This window comes from Desulfobacter sp., from assembly GCA_028768545.1.
Taxonomy (GTDB): Bacteria; Desulfobacterota; Desulfobacteria; order Desulfobacterales; family Desulfobacteraceae; genus Desulfobacter.
On sequence record CP054838.1, the window covers coordinates 2715001 to 2732673 of the forward strand.

General features: G+C 45.3%; 17 protein-coding genes, 2 tRNA genes and 2 rRNA genes (1 of these 21 only partly in view). 10 read left to right on the forward strand and 11 right to left on the reverse strand.

Translation table 11 applies throughout. The features are described 5' to 3' along the window. Together HUN05_13110 and rrf are read left to right on the forward strand one after the other, a co-directional pair. Nucleotides 1-93, forward strand: a 23S ribosomal RNA gene (locus HUN05_13110) (it extends 2894 nt beyond the left edge of the window). A 122-nt stretch (nt 94-215) separates the two neighbouring features. Then, a 5S ribosomal RNA gene (gene rrf / locus HUN05_13115) occupies nt 216-332 on the forward strand. Between the two features lie 44 nt (nt 333-376). Here the strand turns inward: rrf and HUN05_13120 are convergent. The 3 genes from HUN05_13120 to HUN05_13130 form a co-directional block, all read right to left on the reverse strand. Beyond that, nucleotides 377-1594 carry a glycosyltransferase family 4 protein gene (locus HUN05_13120; GenBank protein WDP85959.1) on the reverse strand — a complete coding sequence of 406 codons (1218 nt, stop codon included), beginning with the start codon at nt 1592-1594 and terminating at the stop codon, nt 377-379. A 199-nt stretch (nt 1595-1793) separates the two neighbouring features. Beyond that, nucleotides 1794-1870: transfer RNA gene (locus HUN05_13125), tRNA-Arg, on the reverse strand. A gap of 84 nt (nt 1871-1954) precedes the next feature. Next, nucleotides 1955-2152 (reverse strand): hypothetical protein, encoded by a 198-nt coding sequence (locus HUN05_13130; protein ID WDP85960.1) that lies wholly within the window; start codon nt 2150-2152, stop codon nt 1955-1957. A 170-nt stretch (nt 2153-2322) separates the two neighbouring features. Between HUN05_13130 and HUN05_13135 the strand changes: the two genes are divergently transcribed. The 6 genes from HUN05_13135 to HUN05_13160 all read left to right on the forward strand — a co-directional run bounded on the left by HUN05_13135 (nt 2323) and on the right by HUN05_13160 (nt 6696). Beyond that, nucleotides 2323-2784 carry a nucleoside deaminase gene (locus HUN05_13135; protein ID WDP85961.1) on the forward strand — a complete coding sequence of 154 codons (462 nt, stop codon included), beginning with the start codon at nt 2323-2325 and terminating at the stop codon, nt 2782-2784. Continuing rightward, on the forward strand, nt 2777-4063 hold the full coding sequence (locus HUN05_13140; GenBank protein WDP85962.1) for an adenylosuccinate synthase: 1287 nt from the start codon (nt 2777-2779) through the stop codon (nt 4061-4063). Before HUN05_13135 ends, HUN05_13140 begins: the two co-directional genes overlap by 8 nt. Before the next feature lie 45 nt (nt 4064-4108). Further along, nucleotides 4109-4185, forward strand: a tRNA-Pro gene (locus HUN05_13145). 153 nt (nt 4186-4338) lie between these two features. Further along, a complete protein-coding gene (locus tag HUN05_13150; protein WDP85963.1) occupies nt 4339-5124 on the forward strand; it encodes a PAS domain-containing protein in 786 nt (261 codons plus the stop codon). Between the two features lie 30 nt (nt 5125-5154). Next, a complete protein-coding gene (locus HUN05_13155; GenBank protein ID WDP85964.1) occupies nt 5155-5415 on the forward strand; it encodes a sensor histidine kinase in 261 nt (86 codons plus the stop codon). A 111-nt stretch (nt 5416-5526) separates the two neighbouring features. Beyond that, on the forward strand, nt 5527-6696 hold the full coding sequence (locus tag HUN05_13160) for an IS4 family transposase (GenBank protein ID WDP88054.1): 1170 nt from the start codon (nt 5527-5529) through the stop codon (nt 6694-6696). A gap of 160 nt (nt 6697-6856) precedes the next feature. Here the strand turns inward: HUN05_13160 and HUN05_13165 are convergent, their stop codons facing one another. From HUN05_13165 to HUN05_13200, 8 genes are all read right to left on the reverse strand, one after another. After that, the gene (locus HUN05_13165; GenBank protein WDP85965.1) at nt 6857-8041 is read right to left on the reverse strand and encodes a TRAP transporter substrate-binding protein; all 1185 of its coding nucleotides are present in this window, start codon (nt 8039-8041) and stop codon (nt 6857-6859) included. A gap of 134 nt (nt 8042-8175) precedes the next feature. Next, nucleotides 8176-8994, reverse strand: coding sequence for a menaquinone biosynthesis protein (locus HUN05_13170; GenBank protein WDP88055.1), 819 nt, complete (start codon nt 8992-8994; stop codon nt 8176-8178). 7 nt (nt 8995-9001) lie between these two features. After that, on the reverse strand, nt 9002-10084 hold the full coding sequence (locus HUN05_13175) for an amidohydrolase family protein (protein WDP85966.1): 1083 nt from the start codon (nt 10082-10084) through the stop codon (nt 9002-9004). Nucleotides 10085-10188: 104 nt separating this feature from the next. After that, nucleotides 10189-11244: a dehypoxanthine futalosine cyclase gene (gene mqnC / locus HUN05_13180; GenBank protein ID WDP85967.1), complete on the reverse strand. Its 1056-nt coding sequence runs from the start codon at nt 11242-11244 to the stop codon at nt 10189-10191. A 24-nt stretch (nt 11245-11268) separates the two neighbouring features. Further along, nucleotides 11269-12360 carry an aminofutalosine synthase MqnE gene (gene mqnE / locus HUN05_13185; GenBank protein WDP85968.1) on the reverse strand — a complete coding sequence of 364 codons (1092 nt, stop codon included), beginning with the start codon at nt 12358-12360 and terminating at the stop codon, nt 11269-11271. After that, nucleotides 12360-13808 (reverse strand): DNA topoisomerase I, encoded by a 1449-nt coding sequence (locus HUN05_13190; GenBank protein WDP85969.1) that lies wholly within the window; start codon nt 13806-13808, stop codon nt 12360-12362. Before HUN05_13190 ends, mqnE begins: the two co-directional genes overlap by 1 nt. A 5-nt stretch (nt 13809-13813) precedes the next feature. Beyond that, on the reverse strand, nt 13814-14236 hold the full coding sequence (locus HUN05_13195; protein ID WDP85970.1) for a hypothetical protein: 423 nt from the start codon (nt 14234-14236) through the stop codon (nt 13814-13816). Nucleotides 14237-14244: 8 nt separating this feature from the next. After that, nucleotides 14245-15015: a ParA family protein gene (locus tag HUN05_13200; protein ID WDP85971.1), complete on the reverse strand. Its 771-nt coding sequence runs from the start codon at nt 15013-15015 to the stop codon at nt 14245-14247. Between the two features lie 166 nt (nt 15016-15181). Between HUN05_13200 and HUN05_13205 the strand changes: the two genes are divergently transcribed. Together HUN05_13205 and xerD are read left to right on the forward strand one after the other, a co-directional pair. Beyond that, on the forward strand, nt 15182-16699 hold the full coding sequence (locus HUN05_13205) for an SUMF1/EgtB/PvdO family nonheme iron enzyme (protein WDP85972.1): 1518 nt from the start codon (nt 15182-15184) through the stop codon (nt 16697-16699). Nucleotides 16700-16707: 8 nt separating this feature from the next. Further along, nucleotides 16708-17595, forward strand: coding sequence for a site-specific tyrosine recombinase XerD (gene xerD, locus HUN05_13210; protein ID WDP85973.1), 888 nt, complete (start codon nt 16708-16710; stop codon nt 17593-17595). The last annotated feature ends 78 nt before the right edge of the window (nt 17596-17673 follow it).

Below are 17673 nucleotides of genomic sequence, written 5' to 3' on the forward strand. Positions count from 1 at the left end.
GAAGACTACGAGGTTGATAGGCCAGGTGTGTAAGCATGGTAACATGTTCAGCTAACTGGTACTAATAGGTCGTGAGGCTTAGCCACTTTTTTCCATAAACAAGATTAAACGCTTTAATGCAGACATATTGAATTTACTACAACAGATAACAAATTAGGATTCCTGGGACATGTAGAAGAACATCATTCAGAAGTTCCAAGATCCAGCCATTTTAATCCGGTGGCAATGGCAAGGCGGCCACACCCGTACCCATCTCGAACACGGAAGTTAAGCGCCTTAGCGTCGATGGTACTGCATGGGAGACTGTGTGGGAGAGTAGAACGCCGCCGGATTATTCTTTAAAAGCCCTGATCATAGAAATATGGTCAGGGCTTTTTTAATTTAAATTATTGTATATTTTTTCGATTCTTGCAAATACCTTTTCCCAGGTATAGGCATTTGAAATTTCATTGGCCTGTTCCATATCCGGCTGTCTATTTTTTTTTGCCTTTTTAATACTGTTTGTTATCGCGTTTGAAAGTGTTTGCACCAACGCAGGCATATCTTTATCAAAGGGTTGATCTATTCTCTTTAGAGGCGGTAGTTCTAAAAAATCAACCATTGAGGATTGCGCATGGCCAAAAATTTCCCTGGTTCCTGGAAGGGCCGTGGTCAGAATCCGGCAGCCCGAGGACAATGCTTCCATGAGCACCAGAGGCAGGCCTTCAAAAAAGGAGGGGAGAACAAAAAGATGGGATTGTCTCATCAGACGTGCCAGGTCATTGTGGGGCAAAGGGCCGTGAACAATAACCCGGTCTCCAAGGGACTTTGCAAGGTCTAAGCACTCTTTTTCTTCTCTGCCGTTACCGGATCCGGCCAAATGGAGGCGATAGTTTAGGGACGAAATTTTTTTTAGGGATTTCAGGAGCCATGGCACTCCTTTAGCGCGGCTCAATTTCCCCGCATAAAGAACATCAATCGGTCCTTGGTTCGTCTTAGGTCCCGGGTAAAACAGTTTATTGTCAAATCCTGCGCCAATTAGATGAAGTTTTTCCAAATCCAGCCCTTGGAGGGCTAAAATTTGATGCCTCTGGTGCCGGCTCAGACAAAGGATACCATCACTTTTTGTGATAAATTTTCTTATTTTAGGTTTTAGATCTGGACACAAAGAAACTTGGCGCAGGCAGGTACCGTGACAGGAGGTTACCACGGGTCGGTCATGAAACACTTCTCTAGCAATCATGGAGACAATCCAGAGGTGATGAGTATGAATGATGTCCGGTTTGAATGTATCCCGGGCATTTTGAATAGCCGTTTTAAAGGCTGTTTCATATTTTTTTAGACGTTCTGGTCCCATTGAGGCAAACACCGTGCTTGGGTAGGGCATGATATCGCTCATGCCTGGCAAGGGGAAGTTCAGGGCTTTATTGTTGAACCGGACAAATTTAGTATGGCCCGGTGGAAGTAACGAGTGATCCATTTCAAATTTGTCCTGGATACCGGCGACCAAAAAATTTTTGTGGCCTTTGGCTTCTGCCTGCTTGATGATGGCCTGGGTAGTCTTTCCAGACCCTGTAAAATCTGGCATCTGACTTAAAATATGAAGGATTTTCATAAGGCTGACCCTACCATATGATTTTGCATCTTAAAAGAGGAACCCACTCATTTTGCAGGAGAGATGTTTTTTGGTAATATTTTGTAAATTGTGGAATGATAATTCGACAATGTCTATACATTTTGAAAAAATTCAAAAATGAACACAAGAATAAACTAAGAAAGGCTTTAACCTAAAAGCTGAAAAACCTTGATATCATTGGCGCGCCCGGCAGGATTCGAACCTGCGACCCCCTGATTCGTAGTCAGATACTCTATCCAGCTGAGCTACGGGCGCGCAAAAATACAAACAACCAGACATATATATCAGCCTTTTATGGAGATATCAAGGAATTTTATTGGTTATTTCCAAAGGATATTTTTAGTTCAGGCAATGCCAGAAATATTGATTCATTTGGTCAAGATCAATGGAGCGCCATTGGGAGCAGCGGACCCATTTTTCTCGACGCTCTCCTTGTTCACGCCGTTCTGCTGACCGTCTTTCAGATTTGGGTGAAAGAGCCATATGGCGCCGGTTGATATTGCTTCGCCGGTCAATACCGGATCGTAGAATAGTCAATGGTCTTGAGTCCCTGGATGGTTTGTTTTGTTCAAAGAAGTGTGTTCATAAAATTAACAAACCCAATTTTAAAGTTCAATCAGGGGAAATTGTATTTTATTATTTTTTTCTACCTAGTTGATAATGATTTGACCTCAAGGGAAAAGGCTTATATAAAAGAAGGTTGGAATATGAATGATGAATACTACATGATGCTTGCCATTAAAGAGGCAAAAAAAGCAGAAGCAATTGATGAAGTCCCGGTGGGGGCTGTTGTTGTGGATGAGAGCCAGGGGGTCATTGGTCAGGGGTTTAACTGCCCCATATCAACCCAGGACCCCACAAGCCATGCGGAAATAGTTGCCATACGCCTGGCCTGCGGTCGTGTGAATAATTACCGCCTGACACAGACCAGCATTTATGTGACCATTGAACCTTGTATCATGTGTATGGGGGCCATTATTCATGCCCGAATTGGCCGTGTGGTTTTTGGTGCATCCGACCCAAAGTGGGGGGCCGCCCTTTCTTTATACCAAATGGGATCAGATCATCGGTTAAACCATAACCCTGAGGTGGTTTCAGGCATATGTGAACAAGAAACAAAAGCGCTTATGAAAGATTTTTTTAGAAAAAAAAGGAGACATCGTGACTAATACAGTTGTTGTCGGAACCCAGTGGGGGGATGAGGGAAAAGGAAAAATTGTAGACCTGCTCAGCGAACATGCTGATTGCGTGGTCCGATTTCAAGGGGGGAATAATGCAGGGCATACCATGGTGGTCAATGGAAAAGAAATTATCAGCCACTTGATTCCTTCCGGCATCATCCAGCAGAAAAAGTGTTATATTGGGAACGGGGTGGTTGTTGACCCCTTTGTCCTTTTAGATGAAATTGATTATTTGACCGACAATAATATTGATGTTTCTCCTGAGATGCTTGAAATCAGCAACCGGGCCCACATTATCATGCCCTATCACCAGGAAATTGATAAGGCCAGGGAAGAGAAAAAAGGAAAAGACAAGATCGGCACCACGGGCCGGGGTATTGGTCCATGTTATGAAGACAAGGCCACCCGCAGGGGAATTCGGTTTTGCGACCTTTTGGATCTGGAGTTGTTCAAGGAAAAAGTAAGAACCATAATGGAAGAGAAAAATTTTTACCTTAAACATTATTTTAAAACAGACCCCATGGCGCCTGAACAGGTGATTGATCAGTTCATGGATGTCAGAGAAAGACTTCTTCCCTATATCTCTGATGTCTCTGTTTCCTTGTTTGAAAATATCGGCCAGGGTAAAACCGTGTTGTTTGAAGGTGCCCAGGGAACTCATCTGGACATTGAACACGGCACCTATCCTTTTGTGACCTCCTCTTCAACTGTATCTGGAAACGCGGCCAATGGCTCCGGTGTCGGTCCGGGACAGCTAAACGAAATTATCGGTATTGTCAAAGCCTATACCACACGAGTCGGGGCAGGCCCGTTTCCAACGGAACTCTTTGATGAAATCGGAGACAAAATTCAGAAAACAGGTTCAGAATTCGGTGCCACTACCGGACGTAAACGGCGGTGCGGATGGCTGGACATGGTGGTCTTGAAAAATGCCGCCCGTTTGAACAGCCTGACAGGTCTTGCCATCACCAAACTGGATGTTCTGGATGATCTGGATGAAATAAAAATCTGCACCGGGTATGAAAACAATGGAAAACTCATTGAAAATTTTCCACCTGAAATTAAGGTGCTTGAAAATTGCACCCCGGTTTACGAGACTCACCCCGGATGGAAGCAGGACACCTCAAGCATTACCGAATATGAGAAACTACCTGAAAAGGCAAAGGCATACCTGGATAGGGTTTCAAAATTGGTCAACGTTAAAATTAAGATTGTATCTGTTGGACCCGGCAGGGAGGCAACCATTATAAAAGAAGATATTTTCTAAATTGACTTTTGTAGGATTTTAGTATATTTAAAACTGTCTTTACGTCGGGATGTGGCTCAGTCTGGTAGAGCACTGCGTTCGGGACGCAGGGGCCGGAGGTTCAAATCCTCTCATCCCGACCACGTTAAGATGCTTTTTTTTTGTATTAGAAGGGTTCATCTGTGAACCTGCCCTCATAAATCCGGCCATCCGCAATTTAGGATATCCGGATTTTTTATTGACAGAATTTTGCTGTGTTACTATCCTTCTCTTATCAGTCTCAAAAGAAAAATATTATGGATACATACTTTGCACCTGCCAAAAGAACAGATCGACGAGAATTAAGAAATCAAGTTATCGAGATCAGTCACAGCCCGGTGATGAATGCCCTGCTTGAAACATCCGGCGGGATTCTGGTCGTGCTTAACCAGGATCGGCAGATCGTTGCTTTAAACCATGCCTTTTTGGAAAGTTTGGGAGTTTCTGACATTGCCGATGTCCTGGGCCTTCGTTTAGGGGAGAGCTTACACTGTATCCATGCCCATGATCAGCCGGGAGGCTGCGGCACAACCGAGCATTGTGAATCTTGCGGTGCGGCCATTGCCATGATGTCTGCCATCAGTCATGAAAAGGAAGATGAACAGCTCTGTGCTTTGGTATCTGACAAGAATGGTCAGGTCTCTGACATCTGCCTCCAGGTCAGGGCAAAGCCCTTTGGGGTGGATGGAAACAAATGGATATTGTTTTATGCCCAGGATGTGACGCAGCAGCAATTCTGGCTGAATGGGGACCGGGTGTTTTTCCATGATATCAACAATACCCTTACCGCGCTTTACGGCAATGCCCAGCTTTTGGAAATGAGATGGCCAAATCGGCAGGAAATTACATCCATACGTAAATCCATTAAACAGCTTGTCAGTGAAATTTTCATTCAAAAAGATTTTTCCCACCACAGGGATGCCACATATCGCCCCTCCAATTGCGCCGTATCCTTGAGTCAGGTTAAAAAAAGTCTGGATTCGGTCATTCGTGGGCACAAGGCCTCCTACGGTAAAAAAATCGTGTCGTCCTGGCCGGATTAGGACCATATTCTGGATACCGACCCTTTGCTTTTGTCAAGAATTCTGGGCAATATGGTGATCAATGCACTTGAAGCCACCCCTGAAAACGGAGAGATCAAAATTGAATTAGAGGCAGGCGTCAATGGGCAAATGATCTGGCGTGTCTGGAATCAGTCCCCCATTCCAAAGCCGATCCAAAAACGGATATTTCAGCGGTATTTTAGTTCCAAAGAGGGAAACGGCAGGGGGTTGGGTACCTATTCCATGAAATTGTTCGGGGAATCCTATTTAAAGGCAGTAGTGTCCGGTTAGGTTGTTGCATATAAAAAGCATCTAAAATCATTGAAAAAACAGTCTGTTTTGTGTTGACAAATGTGCGTAAAAATTTTTGTGCGCCTTGAAAACTTAACTCAAGGAGCTCAAATGACGCACATCTCAGTCCCTAAAAAACAACTACGGTCCCTGAACTTTGACAATTTCAGGTGCCCTCTGATAAAGTCACTTTCAAAAGCACCGGAATTACAATCTCGAGGAGACCGCCCTTTAAAAATGACATTCGAAGACCAGATAAATGCTTTGGTTTATTTCCATCTTCAGGAGCACAAGTCTGCCCGACATTTAATTCAGGATCTCAAGGAGAATGTTTTTGCTAAAGAAAATATTGCGCCAGACGGTGGTATCAGCCGTAGTAGTTTCTGTGAAGCCATCAATCACAGGGGACTCGAACAACTGCAATTTATCTTTGAGGATCTTTATAAACAGGCTCTTGAGTGTCATCCGGGTGAACACGCCGAGTTAGGAGAGTTGGTTTCCATTGACGGTAGTCTCATAAATGCAGTCCTTTCAATGCACTGGGCGAACTACAGAAAAGGAAGTAAAAAAGCCAAAGTACATTGCGGATTTGACATTAATCACGGAATCCCAAACAAAATCTTTTTGACTGAAGGCAACGGCGCTGAACGCACCTTTGTTCCCAAAATACTTTCCAAGGGGCAAACAGGTGTTATGGATCGTGGATATCAATCCCATAAAGAATTTGACCTGCTTCAGGAGCAAGGCAAACATTTTGTCTGCCGTATAAAAACCAGGACAACAAGAACAATTATTGATAACCACGAGACCCCTTCCGACAGCTACATTTTTTATGATGCACTGGTTAAACTTGGTACTCCGAATCAAAACCAGACGAAAAGGCCTGTTCGGGTTGTTGGCTATAAAATTGCTGGCGTCAAATACTATGTGGCAACTGACAGGCATGATTTAACAGCGGAACAAATAGCAACAATTTATAAACTCCGGTGGACCATTGAGGATTTTTTCAAATGGTGGAAAGAACATCTGAAGGTATATCATCTCATTGCCCGCAGTGAATACGGCCTTATGGTTCAGATTCTTGGCGGCCTTATCACTTACCTGTTACTGGCAATCCATTGCCAAAAACAGTTTAATGAAAAGGTCACGATCAAAAGAGTTCGGCAGCTGCGAACCGCCATTCTAAATGACCTGTTTGGCTGCGAGGAGCAGGGCTCTCATAGTTCAAACAGGGACAATATTGTCAAAGATCAAAAAATTATTGAGCAAGCAAAAACCTAACCGGACATCACTGATTTAAAGGGAAAGATTTCCTTTGTCTCATCTCAATCCCAGGGAACCACCTTTACTTTTGTTCTGCCTCCTGTAAAATCAAAACAGCCCAAAAGATTAAGTTAAATTTAGGGCAATCGGTTTTGGGCTTTTTGTTCAAGGGCTTGTATCAAATATAATGATTGCCCTGGCAGATGTTCTGCCCTGTTTTGTTCCAGACCGTCATCTGGTCTCTGAAATTTAAAAAGGAGTCATAAACTTTTCTGGTCAAAGGATCAGACGAGGCCATCTGTTCTAATACCTCCAAAGATATTTTTTCCAGATTTTTGAGCACCGGGTCCGGGAATTTTTTGAGTTGAACCTGATGACGGGTGACAAGCTCATGAAGTGCCCGGGTATTTTTGGATTCAAATTCAGAGAGCATCCAGATATTGGATTTGTATGCCGCTGCCTCAACAATGGCTTTTAAATCCTGTGGCAGCAGGTTCCAGGCATCCTGGTTTACCATGGTTTCTATACCGGTGCCGGCCTCGTGCCAGCCCGGGTAGTAATAATACTTGGCTGTTTTGTGAAACCCCATTTTTAAATCATGGAAAGGTCCGAGCCATTCTGCGGCATCCATCGTCCCTTTGGTCAGGCTGGCATATATGTGGTCCCCGGCTGCTATCATTGGTTTTCCGCCGGCTCGCTCAAGCACTTTGGCTCCCAGGCCCGGGATTCTCATTTTTAATCCCTTGAAATCGGCCATGGAATTGATTTTTTTGTTAAACCAGCCGCCCATTTGAACCCCGGTATTTCCAGCAATAAAAGGCTTGAGATTAAATGGGGCATAAATTTCATTCCAGAGCGCCATTCCGCCTCCGGAATAGAGCCAGGCATTCATTTGCTGGGCATTGAACCCAAAGGGGACACTGGCAAAAAATTGGGCTGCCAAAGAGGTCTGGGTCCAGAAATAGGCGGCCCCATGTCCCATCTGGGCATTGCCCTGGCTGACCGTGTCAAATACCTCCATGGGGGCAACAAGTTCACCGCTTCCATAGACCTTGATTTTGAGCCGGCCGCAGCTCATCTCGTCCACCCATCTGGCAAACCGGTCTGCACCCTGTCCGAGGATGGGAAAGTGAGCCGGCCAGGTTGTGACCATTTCCCATTGAATGGATTTTGGTTTGCAGACATTTAAACTTGCCGCCTTTGGTGGCAAGGAAGATTTGGTTTTTGTTTGGCCGCCTAAAACCCCTGCAACACCTGCAACGCCGACTGAAGCTGCCCCAAGGCCTACCTTTTTGATGAATTCGCGCCGTTTGTTTTCTGCTATGAAAATCTCCTTTTTCCGGTTCAGCAGGTTATTTTGCATATTATCCTGGTGCAGATCAACGCCGGCCCAAAATCGCCATATGAATGGGAACGAGCAAATTTTGTGACCTTGTGTATTTTGATACTATGCAAAAAAACCTGGGCAGGTCAAGAGATCTTCTTTTAATACACAGATTATCTGATAGGATCGAAAAAACGGATTTCAGATTTCTGCCTTAAAATGTCCTGGTCAAAAAGAGAATCGAAAAACAGGCCCATGGCTTTTATTTTTAAAGAATCCAGGTCACAGATGAGCAGATCATAATAGGTCTTTATCAAATCATAGGGCAGTGCCAGTTTTTTTTGTCCGGCCCCAATAATTGTTTCCAGGTTTTCATATCCTTTTGTTTTGGATGCCAAAAGCAGATCATGGGCTGCCCTGACCCGTTCAGGATGCTGTTGGGCAAAGGTTTTTCTCACTACCCAAAGGGCAAATACAAATGGCAGGCCTGTCATTTCATGCCAGATACTGCCCAGATCAAGCCTGTATTTGAACCGCTGATCCCATGGCTGGGTCAGGGCGGCATCCCCGATTACCATGACCGCATCAATGTCATCGGGCACCTTGGTGATATCCCCGACATTGCCTATCTTGAACCGGGGAACAATGTTGCGCTGGGCAAATATCATTTTTAGAAATGATGCCCCGGATGCGGATTCATTGGAAAACATGATAGATTTTTCGGTCAATTCATCCAAAGGATAATTGCTGGCGCAGATTACGCTTAAAACCTTACCGTGGCAGGAGATTGAAAGGTTGGGAAGGATCAGAAGATCCTTGTGGTTCATGGCGTAAAAGGCCGCAGATATTGGGCTTATGTCAATTTGTCCGGTTTTGATCTTATGGTTCAAAGCCGCAGGCACATCCGGCACAAGGGTCATCCATGGGGGCTGCATGCCATTGTCAAGGCCGTAGTAAACAGGGGAGGCGTTGATATAGGTAATTTTACCCATTAAAAGTTTAGATTTCATTCCAGGTCAGTCTTTCTAAAAGTTGATTTTTGTTGGGAACATCCATGTCCAGGTATACAAAACAGGACGCTTTTCCCGGGGCAAGGCAGCCAAATTTATGGTCAAGGCCAAGGGCTTTTGCCCCGTTGATGGTTGCCATATTGAAAATGGTTTCAGGTTTGATATTTGGGTAGTGGGTCCTGACAAATGCCATTTCGTCAAATAGGCTCAAGGATGCGCAGGACGCAAGGCTGTCTGTTCCAAGGGCAGGGTCAAGACCTTTTTTCAGCATTTTTTCTATATCCGGGAGCCGTTGATGAAGATTTTCATTGCTTCTGGGGCTAAGACAAATTTGGGTGCCCGTATCTGCCAGGATGTCAATATCTTTGGCATTTAAATGAAGCAGATGCACTCCAAGGGTTGCTGAATCCAGAATTCCAAGTTTATGTAAATAGCCCACCGGAGTGGTATTGCCCACAGGCCAGTTCCGGATGTCAATTTTCCGGGATAATAAAAAATCCGCCCACAATCCTTTTCCTTTATCCAGAAATTCGGATTCCTCGCAGGATTCAGCCAAGTGGATGGAAAAGACAAGGCCCTGGGCCGCGGTTTGGGTTTTTAATCGGCCCAGCAGATCAGGTGAACATGTATGGGGGGCATGACCTGCCATGGAAAAAAAAAGATTGTTTTTGATAAGATCCTGGGCCTTGGGAAGGATATCTTTGGGTATGGCCCCGCCCAAGCATTCTTGAAACCAGATACCGGACAAGCCGTTTTTTTGAACCAAATCCCGGGTAATGCCCAGGGTGGATATTTCCCCGATAATTCCAGTGCCAAGCGCTTTGAGACCTTTGGCTGCCCTATTGGCGGCTTGTCTTAATCTGTTTTCGCCCAAATTATCCCGTTTGTTCAGCAATTGCCGGACCCAGGCAGTAAACCCCTGGTCAAATGCCAGGTCAGTTTCAAGTGCGGATAATTCCAAGTGCACATGGGCATTGACCAGTGCCGGAATAATCACCCCATTGCCAAGCTCTTTTATTTTTCCTTTGGGTTTTGTTGCCAAAACAGACTTGATGCGGTTGTTTTCGATCACAATATATCTGTTTTCAAATATTTTGCCTGATCCCTGGAGTATCCATCGGGAATGAAAGCATCCCTCAACAGGGTTAAAAAAAGATATGAAAGACCCTGGCTGGTTCATAAAAGAGTGTAATAACAGTCCCGCTGACAGGCTTCAAAGCCTGCGGTTTCAATCAGGCGGCGAAGCTCTTGTTCCGGGAGCATGAAATCCACCCCGGCGGATTTCACCACATTTTCTTCAATCATGGTGGATCCCATGTCATTGGCCCCGAAAAATAAGGCCAATTGTGCGATTTTGTCTCCCTGGGTGACCCAGGACGCCTGGACATTATCGATATTGTCCAGAAAGATACGGCTTAGGGCCAGGACCTTGAGGTATTCTGCACTGGTGGTTTTGGGTACATTGATTCGGGTATTTTGGGGTTGAAAGGTCCAGGGGATAAAGGCGGTAAATCCTTTGGTTTCATCCTGAAGCGCCCTTATTTTTGCCAGGTGTTCAATGATGTGGATATCTTGTTCCAGATGACCGAACATCATGGTGGCAGAGGAGCGCATACCCGCCTTATGGGCCTTTCTCATGACCTCAAGCCAGGCCTTAGCCCCGCATTTGTTGGGGGAGGCTTTTTGACGTATCTCATCACACAAAATTTCAGCCCCCCCACCCGGGATGGAGTCAAGCCCGGCCTTTTTAAGGATTTCAACGGTCTGTTCAATGGTCAATTTTGATTTGCGGGCAATAAAATTAATTTCAGGAGGGGAAAATCCATGAACGTGGATGGGATAATTTTTTTTGATAAACTCGAGCATGTCCACATAAAAATCGATCTCCAGGTCCGGGTGCATTCCGCCCTGCAAAAGGATCTGGGTTCCACCCAGATCCAGGGTTTCCTGGATTTTATCCCCAATTTCTTTTTGGCTCAGGATATACCCGTTGTCTGAGCCCGGAACCGCATAAAAGGCGCAGAATCTGCACCCGGAGACACAGATATTGGTATAATTGATATTCCGGTCCACCACAAAGGTCACTTGGTGTTCAGGGTGATGATCAAAGCGTTTCTGGTTGGCCAGTCGGCCCATGGTTAAAAGATCAGCCCCATGAAAAAGGTCAAGGGCCTCCCGGGCGTCTATTCGCTGCCCTGCATTTATTTTGTCAATAATTGGTTCTAGTCTCATCGTTTGCTTCGCTTTTTTTGGGGGTCATCCTTTGACGGGGTTATAAAAGGAATCCCGCTGGACAGGTTCAAATCCGGCGCGCCTGATCATCTTTTCCATCTCTTTTTGGGGCAGGCCTTTGGCTGATTTAGCACCGGCCGTATGGGTAATGCGTTCCTCAATGATGGTGCCGTCCAGGTCATCGGCACCAAAGTTCAGGGCGACCTGGGCCAAGGCTTCTCCGATCATCACCCAATAGGCTTTGATATGATCAAAATTATCCAAAAGCAGCCGGGCAACAGCTATGTTTTTGAGATCGTCCATGGCAGTGGTGGGAGGCAGGTGGTCAAGTTTTGTATTTTGAGAATGAAAGGCCAGGGGAATAAAGGCTGAAAACCCTTGGGTCTCATCCTGGATTTCTCTGAGGGCAAGAAGGTGATCCACCCGTTCCTCCATGGTTTCAATATGGCCGTACAAAAGGGTAGCATTGGTTTTGATACCTGCCTGGTGAACCGTTTTGACAATTTTAAGCCACCTTTTGTGGCCTATTTTTTTGGGGAAAAGGGCATCATGGATTCTGGTGTTCAGAACCTCGGCCCCGCCTCCCGGCATCATGTCCAGTCCGGCCTGCCTTAATTTTTCAACGGTCTGTTCAAGGCTTAATCCGGACAAATTTGATAAATAGTCAATCTCAACACAGGTAAAGGCCTTGATGGTGGCATTGGGACGGACCTGCTTTACGGTTTTGAGCAAGTCTATGAAATAGTTGAAATCAAGGTCTTCGTTAAGGCCGCCCACAATGTGGAGTTCAGACACAGGCTCGTCAATTCGTTCCAGCAGTCGTTTTTTGATCTGTTCTGCAGACCAGATATAAGACCCTTTTTCGCCGTTGTCCTTGGCATAGGCGCAGAATTTACACCGGTTTTTACAGATATTGGTGTAATTGAGATGCTGGTTATAAATATAAAAGGCTTTTTTCCCGTGTCGGGCCTGCCTTGCATGATCTGCGATTTGTCCAAGCCCCAAAAGATCCTGGGTCTCATAAAGACAAATCCCGTCTTCCTTTGAAAGACGGGAGCCCTGCCTGACTTTTGCATAAATATGCCCAAGCCGGTCATCCATAAATGGCATTTCCATTACCGCCTCTTTTTTCTTCTTACGATTTTCTTTTTCTTTTTGGGTTTTGCCGCCTCTGCTGCCGCTGCTATATGCTGGCTGGGTTCCAGCAGGTTGTTTTGGGTATAGGCACAGGCGGCTCTGGGACATTTTAAACCTTTTTCTCCCGAAGGGGTAAGGGTTTCAGTTAAAAATGGATTTTTACACAAGGGGCATTCAAAATGATAGGGCTTTTCCCAGGAAACAAATCTGCAGTCCCTTTGGGTGCATGAGAAGAACACCTTTCCCTTTTCAGTGGTTTTTTCCTCAACTTTTCCAATTTTGCACAGGGGGCAGGGCATGGCCAGATCCTGTTCAAAGGCGGCGATTTTGGATTCAATATCCTCATCTTCTTGTGACGCTTTTGCTTGTTGGCTCTGTTGCTCTGCCTTGAGCTGCTCTTTTTCCTCCATCTGGCGGATCCGCTCTTCCATGGCTTTGAGCTGGGCCTCTTTTTCAGCCATTTGGGCTTCTTTGGCCTCTAATTGCGCTGCCTTTTCCTTTGCCTGCCTGGCCTCTTCTCTGGCTGTTTCTAATGCTTTTTCCTTTTCTTCCAGACGTTTAAGCTGCTGGGCCAGTTCCTGGGCTGCATCCTGGGATTCTTTTATTTTTTCATCTTTTTCAGCCAACTGCCTGGCCAGGTCTGCGGCTTTTTTTGCCTCTTGTTCAGCCTGGAGAATTTCACGCTTTTGAGCTTCTATTTCCTCTTTGCTCGGCCCTTTGTCAAAGACATCCTGAATTTTGAGCTTTTCCCGGTATTCCCCGGTTCTTTTTTTTCTGGTTTTGATCAGTTTTGACAGCCGGTCCAGGTTTTCACCTTTAAGCTTGGCGGAAATTTGTTTTGATTTGGCAGAAGATTCCTGGTGAACGCCTTTGACCATCTCGCTTGCCCGTTTTTCAGCATGGTCGCGGGTGACCGCAACCCCCCGGGTTTTCAGGGAAGTTTCAAAGCTTTGTTTGGCAAGTTCCAGGCTTTTTCGCCCTGAATTGACCTCATGATTCATCTGAAGAACAAAGGCGATCAGGTTCATTCCCTGCATCCCAGGAAACATGGAATCGAGAAATCCTGCCATCATAAAGGCGGCCATTTCCGCCTTGAGTTCTCCAGCCTCATTCGTGCTGATAAATCCTGCGCTCATGCTGCTGGTAATGGCATTTTTAAGGTGATCGTCATTTTCCAGTCCAATATCCACAAGTTCCGAAGAAAAGCTTTCCCGATGATACCGCTCAGGTGGAAAATCTGCGTATTGTTTAATTTCCCTCTCCCGTTCCACAATAATGGTGATGCAGGAAATGGTGGCCAGGTTAAAAGACATCATCGCCATATTGGAATCCACGTCAATAAATGCTGTGATTTCCCTGGCAAGGATTTTATCCAATTGATTTCTGACAAACTCCTGGCTGGCGTCGCTGCCCGGTACGGGTTCCATATCCTTTATTCTCCTTCCTGATTGATTTCAGATACCATGGCTGCAATCTCAGATGCCATTTTGTCTGGCTTGTTTTTTTCTGAAGATATTTGAGGCAGATCTTCAATTGGATCAAAATCGTCTTCCATGGGTGCCATATCATTTTCCAAGGGCTTAACATCATCCCCCTGTGTGGATATTTCCATGCATTCTCCGTTTCGGTTAAAAATAACAGAGAGGGGCACCTTGATTTCAAATTCAAATTTATAGGCAATCTTATTATTGTGAACAATCAGGTTTCCGTCTTTATAGTCGACATCTTCTTGAACAGCAAATCCGTGTTTGTCCAGCAGCATCTGTTCTATGGCATCCCAGTCAAGCTCTGCATTGATGGTATCAATAAACTCTTTCTCACTTTCCTGAATGGATTCTGGATTTGTAAGCTTCAATGGTCACCTCATTTGGGGTTAGGCCCTGATATGATTTCCCGGGCCAGTGCCAGATATGCCTGGGCAGCCGGGGATTTGATATCATAAAGGGCAAGGGGGTTTTTTTGGTCTATGGCTTTTTCAACCGCCCTGTCGCCCGGGATCATGGTGGCATAGACCAAGTCACGGGTGTCTGAAAGGTTCTGATGGGATAATCCAATTTGGAAATCCTTGGTGGCATCACACCGGTTAAACAAGATTCCTGCAATTTTTAAGGGGGTGTCATGGGTGTGCCGGATATACTGAATGGATTTGAGCAGGGCGTAAAAATCTTTGATCCAATTCGGGCGCGGGACCAGGGCTGCAACAAGCCAGTCAGATGCGGTTTGTGCTGCAATGCTTAAAAATCCATAGGAAGAGGGGCAATCCAAAAGAATGAAATCATAATCCATTTGGATCTCTTCCATCAGCAGCCTTAGAATTTTTTCGTTGGCAGCCAGCCTGGACAACTTTAATGATACCCCAAACAGGCTGAATCCGGCCGGTAAAATGTCCAGGTTGTTGAATTCTGTTTTTGAAATGGCCTCCATGAGAGAGGCTTTGCCGTTGAGTACCGAAGCCAGATCAAAGGGATAGTCCGTAGTGTTTACCCCGGACCATTCTGATACGCATCCCTGGGGATCGCAGTCAACCAGCAGTACTTTTTTTTCATATAGTCCCAGGGAAACCGACAGGTTTAAGGCGGTTACGCTTTTACCCGATCCGCCTGTCGGTCCTGAAATTGTCAATACTTTGCTCATATCTGTATATTTTTAGCATATTTTTAAAAAAATTCAACGGAATAGTTTGAAACCGCTGTTTGCACCTGTATTTGACAGGTGCTGTTAAGATATATCATAATAAACCACTTATAACATAAATCATAATAAACCACTTATAACATAAAGATTAAGGAGATTCTCTTTTTTGGGCAATGTAACCATCACATTAGCAGGTATCAGCGAGGTTGTTGAGAATCTTGGCTATAGATCCGGATCTGTCAAGCAAAGGGCCATCCAAGCCATTCAATTCTATTATCGCTCTGAAGAAAGTATCAATGAGGTCGTGTCCATTGATACCGACACCCTGATCCGGCAGATATGGGATGTTGGGGACGATTTTTCTAAAATCAGATCAAAGCGGAGAAATTTTTCCAGTTTAAAGTCTTCAATCAATTCAGACTTAAAAAAACTGGCGAAAAAAGAGCTTAATTCTGAAAATCTGACCCTAACCGAGACCAATACCTTTGACATGACCGAGGAGGCAAAAACCAGCCTGCTCCACTCCTTTACCGATGCCGTCCAGACAGGAGATCTGGATTTGGCCAAGGCCACGGATATTTTAAAGGCCGTGACTGATTTTTTAAAAGATATTGATATTTCCGCTTCCCAGGATGAATCCATTGATATCATTAACCAAATTAAACAGGTCCTTGGTAAACTTGGCACCCGTATTTTAGAAGAAGACCAAGATGTTGAAGAAATTGAGGTGGATGAGGATGCCGAAGAAATTGAGATCGACGAAGATGAAGAGATAGAAGAGGTCGAGATTGACGAGGATGAGGACCTTGAGGAAGTTGATGAGCTGGATGAAGAAGAACTTGAGGCGCTGGAGGCCTTTCGAAATGCCAGGGAGCTTGCCGAACAATTTGATGATACCCTGGGTGAAAGAGAAAAAAAATTCAACGCCTATGTGAAGATTCCAGAGGGGATTTATACCATTGGCACTCAAAAGGCCCTGAAATCCAGCCTCACACTTCAGGAATTTGAGATGCCCCTGGTCTATATGGGAAAATATCCAGTGACCAATGCCCTGTTTGAAATTTTTATCGAACATACCGGATACGTGATCACGGCTGAGAAAAAAGGCTTTGGCGTGGTTTACTACAGCCGTTATGAAAAAAAGGGGGATACGGCATCCTGGAAAAACCAGGCAGGATCCAAAGATGTCAAAGGCGCCTGCTGGTACCAGCCGTCAGGTCCGGGGTCCACACTCCACGATAAAAGAAATCATCCGGTTGTCCAGGTGAGTGTGGAAGATGCCTTTGCCTATGCCTCATGGATCGGGCGCAGGCTTCCTTCCGAGGCGGAATGGGAAGCTGCTGCAAGGACGGATCTGGGGTATAAATATCCCTGGGGAAATCAATTTGATATCAAGGCTTTGAATATTGAAAAAACCGAACGTTCCCAAACAAGCCCTGTGGACTTTTATGATGCCCATGCCAATGAATTCGGCATGACGGACATGCTGGGCAATGTTATGGAATGGACCGCTGATATGGAATTACCCCCCTTTAAAACCAGGGAAAAGCGGCCTTACAACGTCGCCAAGGGAGGGGGCTGGAATGGGTTGGAAAACATTACCATAAGTTCCCGGGGATTATTTGTTCCAGATTTTACCGCCAATACCATCGGGTTCAGATGTCTTTCTGAATTATTTCAATAGAGATGAATATGAATGACTTGATAGACGGGTATATTGATTATCTCATTGTTGAAAAGGGCTTGTCCTCTAACAGTATTGAGGCCTATACCTCAGATTTGGTCTCGTATGTGAATTTTCTTGAAAAAAATAAGATCCAGGATATTGCCATGGCTGAAACCACCCTTATTTTGGCCTGGCTTATTTTTTTGACGAAAAAGGGATTATCTCCCAAATCAAGGGCAAGACACCTCATAACGGTCAGGGGGTTTTATACCTATTTGGCCGGGGAAAAAATGATCGAGAAAAATCCCATCAAGGATGTGGACATCCCCAAAATTGGCCAGAGCCTGCCAAAGGTGATTTCTGTATCTCAGGTCGAGGCCCTTTTGAATGCGGGCAATCCTGAAAACCCTAAGGGGTTGAGAAATATTGCCATGATGGAAATCATGTACGGCGCAGGACTTCGGGTCTCAGAGTTGATTCATTTGAAATTATTGGATGTCAATCTTGATTCAGGTCTTGTGCGGGTGATGGGAAAAGGCGCAAAAGAACGCATCATCCCCATTGGTTCCAAGGCCAGAGAAAGGATTCGCCAATGGATTGAAACTGGGCGGCCAAAGGTGTTAAAACAAATTGTTTCTGAGTATCTTTTTGTGGCAAGGGCGGACCGTCCAATGACACGCCAGGCTTTTTGGAAAATTATCAAACAATATGCCCAAACCGCGGGTATATCGACCCTGGTCACCCCCCACACCCTGCGTCATTCGTTTGCCACCCATCTTTTGGAGGGCGGGGCAGATTTACGATCCGTCCAGACCATGCTGGGCCACTCTGACATTTCAACCACACAGATTTATACCCATATTTCCAGGGATTATCTGGTGAGAATGCACCAAAGATACCATCCGCGAAATTGATTTTCCGGCAAGATTAAACGCCGGGCTTTCCTGGCCACCGGCAAGGGGCCATATTGCGGCGCCAAGCGAGCGACCAAT